The sequence below is a fragment of the Lysinibacillus cavernae genome, assembly GCF_009724685.1.
Classification (GTDB): domain Bacteria; phylum Bacillota; class Bacilli; order Bacillales_A; family Planococcaceae; genus Lysinibacillus; species Lysinibacillus cavernae.
In genome coordinates this window covers 245,503-258,033 of the sequence record NZ_WMEF01000004.1, presented here as the reverse complement: position 1 = coordinate 258,033, position 12,531 = coordinate 245,503, and the positions used below count along the sequence as shown (strand labels likewise).

Sequence of the window (12,531 nt, the reverse complement as noted above, 5' to 3'; positions counted from 1 at the left end):
AATAGCATTAGAAAAATTTTTTGAGTATATTCAAATAAGGTCTTTTTTCATGTGATTGATTGAAGACGTGATGTATACTTATTAATAAGGCACTACAAAGTTGAAAGGAAGATTACTATATGATTTTAATGGATGATATTATCCGCGAAGGTCATCCGACTTTACGCACAAAAGCTGAGGAGGTTAAATTCCCTTTAACTGATGAAATAAGAAAGCTTGCTGAGGATATGCTTCAATATTTAATTAGTAGCCAAGATCCTGAACTGGCGGAAAAATATAATTTGCGTAGCGGCATTGGTTTAGCTGCCAATCAAGTGAATAGCTTACAGCGCATGTTTGCCCTTCATTTAAAAGATGAGGCCGGTGAACAAATAAGCTTTGTAGCTATTAATCCGAAGATTGTAAGCCACTCTGTCGAAAATACTTACCTGACAGCAGGAGAGGGTTGCCTTTCTGTTGATCGTAATATTCCTGGGTATGTGCCACGTCATGCACGCATCACAGTAAAATTTAAAACAATTGATGGTGAAGAGAAAAAAATGCGCCTCAAAGGATTGCCAGCTATCGCATTTCAACATGAATTAGATCATCTGAATGGCGTCATGTTTTATGACCGTATCAATGAAAAAAATCCATTTGCAGAAATACCTGAGTCAATCCCATATGAGCGAGACTAAATACAAATCTCGGCAGATATCCACATCTGCCGAGGTTTATCATGTTGTTGAAAAAAGATGATGTCAACGGCAGAAAAAGCAACTTTGCAAGGTGAGAGGTTGATTTCCGTTCCGCCAGCGCCCTTTCCAGGGGGCGTCCGATGAGCCGCTTCACTCACTTACTTTCGCTCCAGGGTCTCATCTGTGACGCTAAATCCCCTAGGAGTGACGCTGGCTCCACTCCAATCAACCATTCTACAAAGTGTCTTTACTTTTTTTCATAGTAGTATAGCGATCAAATAGCCCATTATCTGTATTCTTAGAGGGGATAAACTCTTATTTTCAATATGGAGAAGGGATGCGTGACAACACCTCTTCAAAAAAAGTAGTGAACACCTTCACTTTGTTTGAAAACTTTGCTAAAAAGGTAACACTTTTGTGGGTTGGAGTGGAAGGCTACTTGACTCCCGTGGGATAGCAGCCTCTGCACGGAGCGATAGCGGAGGAAGCGGCTCGGCGCTCGCCCACAGGAAAGCAAGTAGCCTGCAACGGAAATCCATTTCTACCTTTCAATTGACTGTTTTGTTTATATTCTAGTTATACGTTCATTAATTGTTTCAATTAACGCAGGTAGCTCCGCCATTGTTTCAATTGTATAATGAGCCCCTGTTTCTTCAAAAATACGTTTCGTTTTTGCTATGACTTGTTGTTGCTCTTCAGGGGATAAAACATGAAATTCTTCTTCAGATAATCCCATCTCAGAACTTCCAATAATAACACCAACAGCCCAAACACCCGCATTTAGCGCTTCAAGTATATCGGAGGTTGTATCGCCAACCTTCACGACTTGCTTGGTTGCTTTTGACCCTAAAGCCTCCATATTTTTAAAAATCATATATGGATATGGTCGTCCTTTATCACCTACCTGTGTAGGTGTTACGAGAAAATCAGGTGAATAGCCCTTGTCAGCTGCATGCTTCGTTACTATTTCCATCATCGAATCTGTATAGCCTGTTGTAGAACCGATTCGAATACCCTGTTCTCTTAATTGTTGCACCGTTGCTTTTACGTGCTGAATAGGATCTGTATATGTTGCTAAAGATTCCATTAACTTCGACTCGAACTGATTGTAGAGTACATCCACATCTTCTTCTGTAACGTTTTGTCCATGAACTCGTCGCCATTCTTCATTAATTCTTGGCATTTCTAGCATGGTACGAATATGATCAATTTTCAACATCCCCATTGGTTTACGAGCTTCTTCAAGTGTTACTGTTACACCAGCGTCCTCAAAAATTGTTAAAAAGACATTTACAGGGGCAAAGCAGCCAAAGTCAACTGCTGTTCCTGCCCAATCAAAAATAACTGTTTCAATTTTCATTATTTTTCACCACCATATAATTTTCAATTACTTCACATAAAGCAAGCATATCTTCTTCATGAATATCACCAATATTGCCAATACGGAATGTATCCACATCTGTCAGCTTACCAGGATAGATGACAAAACCTGCTTTCTTCATTTCCTGATAAAAATGCTCAAAAGAAAACGCTTTGTATGGAAATAAAAATGTTGTAATAATTGGTGATTGCATTTCTTCCGCAATATATACTTCAAAGCCAAGTGCTGACAAGCGCGAGCGAAGTATATGATTATTATACGCATATCGCTTATAGCGGGCATTGATTCCTCCCTCTTCGATCAGCTCTTCCAATGCTTTCGCAAAAGCTGCCACTACATGAGTAGGTGAAGTGAAACGCCACTTTCCATCTTGCTTCATCACTTCCCATTGACTATACAAATCTAATGCAACACTACAGGCTTGTCCTTTGCATTTTTCTAATGCTTTTGTATTCGCAATAACAAATCCAAACCCTGGCACACCTTGAATACATTTATTGGCGCTACTAATGCAAAAATCAATATGCAAGCTTGATAAATCCATTGGTACACCGCCAAAGCTACTCATCGCATCCACGATAAATGTTTTGTCAAAGGAATGAACAACTTCTCCAATTTCTTTAATTGGATTTAAAATACCAGTTGTCGTCTCACAATGCACTACGGCCACATGTGTAATACCTGCATCTTTTTCAAGTAAAGTTTGAACTTCTACTGATGATGGCTGCTCATCATAAGGGACACTATAAACAATATGCTGTAACTTTAACACGTTGGCCATTTCAACAATTCTTTCACCATAAGCACCATTTGTTATTATGAGTACTTTATCATCTTTACCAATAGCCGTTGTTAGTACAGACTCTACTACAAAGCTTCCACTTCCTTGCATAAGCACCGTAGTGTAATCAGGCTCATCGACTTGCCCTAACGCCAAGAGCTGCTTGCGGATAACTTGTGTAACGTTTTTATAGTCGTCATCCCATGTGCAACGATCTTTTAACATTTCCTGTTTTACTGTTTCAGTTGTTGTCAATGGTCCTGGTGTCAATAATTTATAGTTGCTCATCTGCTATGTCTCCTTATCGCTGTGCTTCTTTAAAGAATGCTTGATGTTTTTCTAATAAATCTACCGTTAATGTTGTATCCCATTTTTTTAGATAGGCTGGAACATGTTCATCTTTTACTTGTTCTCCTTGATATAAAGCTACAGGATATTGTTCTAATAGACCTTCCCGAGCTTCTGTTGCAATCACTTTCGCAATTTCCTTGGCTAACGCTTCATCTCCTTCTTTATCTACAACAGCCACAGATTCTGTTAAAGTGAAATTTCCTTCTGTCGGGTCAATATAATCAATCGGCAACCCTTCATTTTTGGCGTCAATGGCTTGAATACGTAAACCAAAGCCTGCTGCAACTTCTCCTGTCTTCACTTTCTTGATTGGGCCAGATCCTGAGCTTTCAATGTGAGGTCCAGCATTTTTTATTAAATCTGCTAAAACCTTTTGACCTTCTTGTTCACCATATTCCTTAATAACGGCCTGTACTAAAAGCCAGCCTGTTGAGGAATCCATAATATTCGGGAATGACACTAATTCCTTATAGCCAGGGTCTGTTAAATCCTTAATCGTTTTCGGTACAGGAAGTCCTTTTTGTTGTAACACCTCTGTATTAATAAAGACGGAACCAACATTTCCTAAAATCGGCAGTGCATACGTAACACCTCCATCAAGAGGCTTTAAGTCTGAGGAAATATCCACAAACATTGATTTAGAAGTTTGTGCGCTTTCTATAAAATAAGAAGCCATCGTGACAACATCTGCCTCAATATCTGTCCCTTCAGCCATCATTTTTCCACCCAACTCAGAAGTACCAAAAGATTGGATTAAATACTTCCCTTTATAGCCTTTGTCATCTAATGTAGTTTCCATCACTTCAATTGCTTCATCGTCAGCATTAGAATAAATAATTACTTGCTCTTTAGAGTCCGCTTCCGCACCTCCACACGCAGCTAAAACTATCGCTGCTGCACTAACTGTCCCTAACATCTTGAATGTTGATTTCTTCATTTTGATATCTCCTCCACTTTTTCTTTATGTGCTGTCATATAATCACAACCTAATTTCACAATGAGGTTTGTACATAAAATGAATATTGATAGTACAAAAATATCGGTATATTTTGCGAAATGCTGAAGCTCTTTTATCCGTGTCGATACTAGCATTGTCTTCGTGCTAACAAGGAAAATAACGCCACTGACTGTGACCATCGCATTTAAAAAATAGTAACTAAACATTTGATAAATAGTCGTTTTAATATTCGGTAAAATGATGCGTACAACTGTTTTTAACCAGGAATCCTTTAATAGCTCCGCTGTCACTTCCCAGGTAGGGTCCATCTTTTGCAATGAATTTTTTGCCATTAAATAAGGTGTTGTAAAAAAGTGCACAATATTACATGCGATAATGATGAGAAATGTCCCCTTTAATGAACTTCCATTAAAGAAAAACAAGTATGATAGACCGAGCACCATTCCTGGAACTGTATTCGTAATCATGGATGCAATATCTAAACTTTTTCTTCCTCTCAGTGGTGTCCGCGCATTGAGAAGAGCAGACATAAATGTGATGACCACACCTAATACAGCTGTTACTATCGCCACGATGAGGGAATTAACATAAACCTTTGTTAAATCTTTCTCCGCTAATACATTTTGAACATGCTCTAATGTAAAGCTGAAATCATAGGGATAGCCTTTAGTAAAAGGGACGATAAACATCGTTGAAAAAATAATGAATACGACACTTACACACATAATCGAATAAGCAGTAAACAGCACATCACGTAGACGATGCTGCACTAGATCACTTTGCCCGACTTGCTTATATTGAAAATTGAAACGCTCTAAAATCGTTAACATAACAACACCAAGTACGGCTGGTACTAGCATTAACACAGAAATTACTGCTCCACGCTCAAAATGCACGATCGAGCCTAACATAGCTTGATAAAGTTCAGTGGCAATCACTCTGTAATTTCCGCCTACTGATGCAGGTATCCCAAAGTCTGTGAAGCTTAAAATAAACGTTAAAATAAAAGCTCCACCAATTGTCCCTAACATAGGTCGGAATACGGTATGATAAAAACGACGTGATGAACCATCATGCATCAACATGGAAACAAGCAAAAATCGTTTATCGATATATTGCATGGAATTTTGCATTAAAATAAAAGCGACTGGCAATGTGTATAGAACGTAACCTATAACCAAACCGTTGTACCCATAGATTGAAAAAAGAGGTTGTCCAACTAATTTTGTTAAGACCCCTTGATTACCAAATGTATAAATCAATACAAAACCATAGGTGATGGTTGGCAGTAGCATTGGCAAAGTAATGCCTATTTGTACTAATTTTTTCGTATGGCGATGCATCGTTGTAAAATGAACAGCATAGGCCAATAAAAAAGCTAAAACGGTTGTGACCACCGATGCAATAAAAGAAACTTTAAAGCTATTGAAGAAAGCTTCACGAATTTCTATATTATTTAAAGCATCAATATAATTTTGAATGGTCACGACATTCCCTATTTTGAAGGACTGCCAAAACATATAGAGTAATGGCACAATTAAAAAGAATAGAAAAAATAATAGAATCGGCAGAAAAATTAATTTCATCATTTTATTCGTTTTAAGCATACGTTTCTCCAAACAATTGATAGATGTTGTGTCGCTTAATCTGAAGTTGCCTTAGAATGAAGTCCTCAATAAATTGATTTTTTGGAGCTGTTACTATTTCTTGTGGTGTACCAAATTGAGCAACTTCTCCTTCATTAATAATCAAAACTTTATCCGATAGCGTTAGCGCTTCTTCTGGATCATGTGTCACAATAATGGTTGTCAATTTAAATTCATGGGCGATTGATTTAATACGCTCCTTGATGGATTCCTTTATGACACCATCTAGTGCACTTAATGGTTCATCTAATAATAGAATTTTGGGCTGCATTACGAGTGTTCTAGCAATGGAGACGCGCTGTTTTTGGCCACCTGACAATTCATGAATCTTTTTATGCAAATGCGGTGTCAGCTCTAAAAAATCAATATATTCTTGTACCTCCTCTTTGGACATTTGCTTGTTTTTATTTTTCAACCCATAAACGATGTTGTCATATGCATTTAAATGAGGAAATAATGCAAAATCCTGAAACACTATATTAAATCCTCTTTCTTGCATAGATTTCTTCGATATATCTTGTCCGTTGTAGATAAGCTGACCAGCCGTTTGACCAGCAAGCCCTAAGATAATATTGAGCAGTGTAGTTTTACCGCAACCACTTGGACCTAATAATGAAATGATCTCACCTGATTCGATGGTTATATTGATATCTACTAAAACTTTCTTATTTTTATAGCTTTTTGAGATATTTTTTAGTTCTAACAAATTGGTCACCTCTCTCAGTTCTTAGCTTTAGTATAGTGACGATTTGTAAAGGAAAATGCGTTTTTGTGTAAATGTTGAGTAAATTCTGACCAACTATTGACAAAGTTATGATTATTTTGAGTAAATATCTAGTAGAGGTGATGAAATGTATATGATAGAAAGGCAACATCAAATTTTGCAGTTTGTAAGGCAGCATAAGGTTGTAAAATTAGTGACACTCACTAAAGAGTTCAACGTTTCAATGGAAACAATCCGACGTGATGTCCAACAACTGATGCAAGACAAGAAGATTGAGAAGTTTTATGGAGGCATTAAATATATTGAACCCGTTGAGGGATTAATTGATCAACGACTTCATGAACAGTTAGCAGAGAAAGTCGCCATTGCCAAAGCCTGCGCATCTGTTGTTCAAGATGGGGAATGTATTTTTATAGATAGTGGAACGACTACATATCAAATGACACCTTTTTTATTGGATAAGGAAAAGTTAACGGTGGTGACTAACTCTTTGCCAGTAGCCTTTGATCTAATTGGCTCTAATATTGAGGTTATACTTATCGGCGGTAAAGTTCGTCACTCTGAAAAATCAGTAACATCAAATGAGTTTCTTTTCCGCTTCGAACACCTAAATATCAATAAAGCTTTTATTTGTGCTAGTGGCGTTTCGATTGACAAGGGCATTTCTGATTTTAGTTTGGATGAGGCGATTACTAGAAAACAAATTATTTCAATCTCTCAAACAGTCTATGTTGCGACTGATTCCTCAAAATTTAATAAAGATGTAGCGATTCAAGTTTGCCCAATTAGCGAAGTGGATGTAATTATTACGGATGATGCACTTTCTAAAAAGTCGATCCAACATTTTTCGGATAAGGGCGTTCAAATAAAAGTCGTCAACCTTGCTGAGGATCATCAATAAATTCAAAAAACAACTAGTTCTGCGTTTTCCAACTAGTTGTTTTTTCATTTTTATATAATTGAAAGCTTGCGCATAATTTTCGCCAGACCATCCTCATCAACATGGTCTGCAATATGCTGAGCAACTGCCTTTACTCGCTCATGACCATTCCCCATGGCAACACTTATACCAACAGCCTGTAGCATCTCGATATCGTTTATGCCATCACCAAAAGCAAAGGCATCTTGTAAAGTAATACCCATTCTTTCAAGTACTTTTTCAATACCAGCAGCCTTTGACCCTCCATTTGGCAAAATATCACAAGAATAGCGATGCCAACGCACAAATTGAACATTAGGAAATGTTTCACAATATAAAGGTTCATCTTTTTCTTCCATAAATATAAGTGTTTGATATACATCATTCTGCATATAATAAGATGAGTCTAACTCTGGATACGGATATTTAAGTGTATCTAGACTTTCAGCTACCATACTATGATCTCCAACAGATGCAATCATACGTTTATCATCTAAAAATACTACTGGTTCATTGCGTTCTTCACCAAAGGCGATAATTTTAGCTAGTTCGTCTTTTTCAATTCCATTTGTATAGACAACCTCGCCTTTGTATACAACATACTGTCCATTGAAGGTAACGTACGTATCGATAGCCAATTCTTCTAGTAATGACTCAATCATAAATGGTGCACGACCTGTAGCAATTGCCAATTCATAACCATTACGGCGTGCTGTCAAAAGTGCCTCTTTTGCAGATGCAGGTAATTTTTTTTCACTGTTATAAAGCGTACCATCTACATCAAAAAATAAAATTTTGTTCATTTTATTATCCCTTTCCATAAATTAAATAGTATCCTTTCAAGGTTAATTACTTTACATAGACAACAATTTTTATTATAATGATCCTAAGGAGTGATGTGCCATGCTGAAGAAACTAAAACGGAAATTGTTAAAGAAACTTCGCGGCGTACTCGGAAAAAAATCAATTGCCTAACATTTGCCCTTCATTATTTGAAGGGCTTTTCTTTATTTTAGAGGAACTGCGTGATAATATAAAGGAAATGCATTTATTTGGCTATACGCAACCACTGTCTCGCTACTTCCTATATAAATTTTAAACATAGTGCACAATTGAAGTATTGAGATACAAGGATTACAAACGTACATTTCTTCTTTAAAGAAATTCGTTGTTTTCTTGTAGCACGTGTGTGGTAGTAGTCAAAGGTGCAAGAAAATTGTACGCAATTAAAGGAGAGCAAACTATGATTTACAAAGTTTATTATCAAGAAAATGCAAATGAAATTCCAGTTCGCGAAAATACTAAAAGTCTATACCTTGAAGCTGCTTCAGAACGCGAAGTACGTCAAAAGCTAAAAGACCGAAACTACAACATCGAGTTCGTTCAGCTGCTTGAAGGTAACTATTTAGATTACGAACAAGCAAGCCCGAACTTTATCTTGGAGGAAATTTAACAAACATGAAGTTTGTTAAAAATGACCAAGCAGCTGTTTTCGCGCTCGGCGGACTGGGCGAAATCGGCAAAAACACTTACGGCGTTCAATTTCAAGATGAAATTATTTTAATTGACGCTGGTATTAAATTTCCAGAAGATGACTTACTCGGCATTGACTATGTTATTCCCGACTATACGTACTTAGTACGTAACGTCGACAAAATCAAAGGACTGTTTATTACACATGGACATGAGGATCATATCGGTGGTATTCCATACCTTTTACGTCAAGTAAATATTCCTGTCTATGGTGGTAAGCTCGCACTTGGCTTATTACGTAATAAATTAGAAGAACATGGCTTGTTACGTACAACAAAGCTAATCGAAATTAAAGAAGAAGATGTTATTAAATTTAGAAAAACATCTGTTAGCTTCTTTAGAACAACACATAGTATTCCTGATGCATATGGAATTGTTGTCAAAACACCACCTGGTAATATCGTTCACACAGGCGACTTTAAATTTGACTTTACACCTGTAGGCGAACCAGCCAACCTAACAAAGATGGCCGAAATCGGTCGAGATGGCGTGCTTTGCCTATTATCTGATAGTACAAACGCTGAAAAGCCTAATTTCACTATGTCAGAGCGTACAGTTGGAAAGAGTATCGATGAAATTTTCCGCAAAGTTGATAGCCGTATTATTTTTGCTACATTTGCGTCAAATATTCACCGTTTACAGCAAGCCACAGACGCTGCTATAAAATACGGAAGAAAAATCGCTGTTTTTGGTCGCTCAATGGACAATGCTATCACAATTGGTCGTGAGCTTGGCTATATCACTGCTCCTAAGGATACCTTTATTGACGCCCAAAGCATTAATCGTCTTCCTGCAAATGAAGTCATGATTTTGTGTACAGGCTCTCAAGGTGAACCAATGGCTGCCTTATCACGTATTGCCAATGGCACACACCGCCAGATTCAAATACAACCTGGCGATACAGTGATCTTTTCTTCTTCACCAGTACCAGGTAATACTGTGAGTGTAAACAAAATCATTAATTTATTGTTCCGCGCAGGTGCAGAAGTCATTCATGGTGCATTAAATAATATCCATACATCTGGTCACGGATCTCAAGAAGAGCAAAAGTTGATGCTTCGTTTAATGAAGCCTAAATTCTTTATGCCTATTCATGGTGAATTCCGTATGTTAAAAATGCATACACACCTAGCAGAAGATTGTGATGTTCCACTTGACAATACATTTGTTATGGAAAACGGTGATGTATTGGCATTAAGTGCCAATGAAGCACATGTAGCTGGTCGTATCCCTTCCGGTGATGTTTACATTGATGGTAATGGTATTGGTGATATCGGCAATATTGTATTACGTGATCGACGCATCCTTTCCGAAGAAGGTTTAGTGATCGTTGTGGTAAGTGTTGATATGGAAAACCATAAAATTGTTTCGGGTCCTGATATCATTTCGCGTGGCTTCGTCTACATGCGTGAATCAGGTACGATGATTAATGAGGCACAGAAAATGCTAAATCGTCATCTTAATGAAACAATTCAAAGCAAAACACCTCAATGGACAGAATTAAAAAATGAAATTACAGACGTTTTAGGACCTTACCTATTCGAAAAGACTAAACGTCGACCAATGATTTTACCGATCATTATGGAAGTTTAGCCTCATGTAAAGAAGCTATGTAAATTTTACATAGCTTCTTTTTTTATTTTTCAATTTTTGAAACCTCTTTTTTAATTTTTGCGTATATAGTAATAACAACATCAAAAAGGAGCGTTTTTATGCTAGATAAAATTCTTCATTCCTTACTCGGTAAATCTAAACGTCGTTATTCTTCATCAAGTAGCCGTCGCAGATATTCGAAACGACATAATTATTATGGTCATAAGCATTATAAACGTAGCTCTCGTAAAAGCTCACGTAGTTTTTTCAGCTCCATGAGTTTCTTTAGTAGCTAATGTGGTGGAAACGACTATCCGAAAAAAGTTTTGATCAGGCAGTAGAGCATTTCATAGCTGAACATCCCAATTTCTCTTTTAAAAAATTTCTCGGCTATGGCTCATATGGTCGTGCGTATTTAATTGGAGATCGCTCGTCGGAAAAGCTGTATGTTTTAAAATGCTTGCGTCCCAAACATCGTCACCACCAGAAAACCATTCATAAGTTTAAACAAGAAATTCACATACTTCAACAAGTATCATTGCCGTACGTTCCTTCTATTCATTCATCAGGAACGATTCAAGACTTACCATTCTTTATCATGGACTATGTAAACGGGCAAACTTTTGAGCAACTTATTTTTCAAGAGGGTGCCAAGTTTACAGTGGCTCAATCACTGGCCATTGCAAAACAGCTTTTAGAAAAAATTATACGCTTACACAATCACGGTATTGTGCATCGAGATTTACGTATTCCTAATATATTATTAGTCCATCAACAATTGCATATTATCGACTTTGGTCTTGCTAGCACCCTTAAGAAAACAGTCGATATTTCTTTAACAAAAAATCCTAAGCAAGCGGAAAATCATATTAGCGATCTTTATTTTGTCGGTCATTTTTTATTATTCTTACTTTACTCCGACTATAAGCCAAGCAAAAAAAAAGAGAAAGCTTGGCAGCATGAATTGGCTTTGCCGATTGACGTTAAAAACTTTCTTGAACGATTATTATGGATTCAAGAACCCTTCCATAGTGCGTTAGAGGCTCTGCAATCTATGCCACAGTTAACAGATTAATAATGCTTAAAAAAATAGAATTGTTCACTTGTCTAACGTGAACAATTCTATCCTGCAATTCAAATATTAAAGTATTTTGCGCTTACATAAGCTATCCAATGGTACGCTGGATCTATACGTAAATTTTCAATTAACCCCTTAATAATGGCTGTACTATAGGTTGGATTTTCTATTTCTTGTTTTAACAGCTCAAGCGATTCTCTCTTAATAGAATCTTCTTCATTAACAATATTTTGCTCAAATAATTGCAGTAAAGCATCCTTTGATACATCTTGTTCACAAGGTTTTGCTATAAATGGCACAAGTTCTTCCGTAATAAAAGGAATGGTTGTATGGTATGCAATAATATTTGTCTTCTCTGCTAAAGATTTAGCTAATTGCTCTAGATCAAGAGGCATATCTGAAAAAATAAAAATCTCAGCATAACTCTTCATAAATCCTTTAATACAATACATGACATCGTATTTCGTTTCTTGTAGTTTATCCTTATAAAGTTGCTCAAGCATATAGATGATTGATTTAGACATTTCTGCTTCATACGCCGTTATTTTATGAAATAACTCTTTTTTCGTTAGGAAGACCTTTTCGTTAAAAAATACACGAGCGGATGCAGAATGATCCTTAAATGCTTGAAAGATGCTTTTATAAAATTCAATCAAAATCGTTTCTTTGTTATACGCCCCTCTGACTACTTGGTCAATATCTATTATGAACTTCTGTAAATAGTGGTCCACCATCGAAATAACAAGTTCATCTTTCGTTTTGAAGGATAAATAAAATGCACCTTTAGAAATCCCGCAGCGTTCTGTAATTTGTTGTACAGACGTAGCTTCAAAACCTTGTTCAGAAAACAGCTCTAACGCTTTCTCCATAATTAATTGCTTTTTTAACAT

The 12,531-nt window shown here is 36.8% G+C and carries 12 protein-coding genes; 5 read left to right on the top strand and 7 right to left on the bottom strand.

The genetic code is table 11. The features are described 5' to 3' along the window. Positions 1–119 precede the first annotated feature (119 nt). On the top strand, positions 120–677 hold the full coding sequence (gene def / locus GJU32_RS11800; RefSeq protein WP_155592143.1) for a peptide deformylase: 558 nt from the start codon (positions 120–122) through the stop codon (positions 675–677). Between the two features lie 565 nt (positions 678–1,242). On the opposite strand, the gene phnX is transcribed toward def, so the two are convergent. The 5 genes from phnX to GJU32_RS11775 are packed head-to-tail and all read right to left on the bottom strand — an operon-like array spanning position 1,243 to position 6,500. After that, entirely contained in the window at positions 1,243–2,037 is a 795-nt protein-coding gene (gene phnX / locus GJU32_RS11795) for a phosphonoacetaldehyde hydrolase (RefSeq protein ID WP_155592142.1), read from the bottom strand. After that, complete coding sequence (gene phnW / locus GJU32_RS11790) at positions 2,027–3,127, bottom strand: 2-aminoethylphosphonate--pyruvate transaminase (RefSeq protein WP_155592141.1); 1,101 nt, start codon at positions 3,125–3,127, stop codon at positions 2,027–2,029. Before phnW ends, phnX begins: the two co-directional genes overlap by 11 nt. A 13-nt stretch (positions 3,128–3,140) precedes the next feature. Further along, positions 3,141–4,127, bottom strand: coding sequence for an extracellular solute-binding protein (locus tag GJU32_RS11785; RefSeq protein ID WP_155592140.1), 987 nt, complete (start codon positions 4,125–4,127; stop codon positions 3,141–3,143). Beyond that, a complete protein-coding gene (locus tag GJU32_RS11780) occupies positions 4,124–5,755 on the bottom strand; it encodes an ABC transporter permease subunit (RefSeq protein WP_155592139.1) in 1,632 nt (543 codons plus the stop codon). The genes GJU32_RS11785 and GJU32_RS11780 overlap by 4 nt, the downstream gene beginning before the upstream one ends. Further along, a complete protein-coding gene (locus GJU32_RS11775; protein ID WP_155592138.1) occupies positions 5,748–6,500 on the bottom strand; it encodes an ABC transporter ATP-binding protein in 753 nt (250 codons plus the stop codon). Before GJU32_RS11775 ends, GJU32_RS11780 begins: the two co-directional genes overlap by 8 nt. Positions 6,501–6,651: 151 nt before the next feature. Between GJU32_RS11775 and GJU32_RS11770 the strand changes: the two genes are divergently transcribed. Then, positions 6,652–7,419, top strand: a complete 768-nt coding sequence (locus tag GJU32_RS11770) for a DeoR/GlpR family DNA-binding transcription regulator (RefSeq protein WP_155592137.1) — start codon at positions 6,652–6,654, stop codon at positions 7,417–7,419. Between the two features lie 50 nt (positions 7,420–7,469). Here the strand turns inward: GJU32_RS11770 and GJU32_RS11765 are convergent, their stop codons facing one another. Further along, positions 7,470–8,240 carry a Cof-type HAD-IIB family hydrolase gene (locus GJU32_RS11765; RefSeq protein WP_155592136.1) on the bottom strand — a complete coding sequence of 257 codons (771 nt, stop codon included), beginning with the start codon at positions 8,238–8,240 and terminating at the stop codon, positions 7,470–7,472. Positions 8,241–8,680: 440 nt separating this feature from the next. On the opposite strand from GJU32_RS11765, the gene GJU32_RS11760 reads away from it, so the two are divergent. From GJU32_RS11760 to GJU32_RS11750, 3 genes are all read left to right on the top strand, one after another. Then, positions 8,681–8,890, top strand: a complete 210-nt coding sequence (locus tag GJU32_RS11760) for a DNA-dependent RNA polymerase subunit epsilon (protein WP_155592135.1) — start codon at positions 8,681–8,683, stop codon at positions 8,888–8,890. 5 nt (positions 8,891–8,895) lie between these two features. Next, positions 8,896–10,563: a ribonuclease J1 gene (gene rnjA, locus GJU32_RS11755; protein WP_155592134.1), complete on the top strand. Its 1,668-nt coding sequence runs from the start codon at positions 8,896–8,898 to the stop codon at positions 10,561–10,563. Between the two features lie 295 nt (positions 10,564–10,858). Beyond that, entirely contained in the window at positions 10,859–11,638 is a 780-nt protein-coding gene (locus tag GJU32_RS11750; protein WP_155592133.1) for a serine/threonine protein kinase, read from the top strand. A gap of 59 nt (positions 11,639–11,697) precedes the next feature. On the opposite strand, the gene GJU32_RS11745 is transcribed toward GJU32_RS11750, so the two are convergent. After that, positions 11,698–12,531 (bottom strand): TetR/AcrR family transcriptional regulator, encoded by an 834-nt coding sequence (locus GJU32_RS11745; protein WP_155592132.1) that lies wholly within the window; start codon positions 12,529–12,531, stop codon positions 11,698–11,700.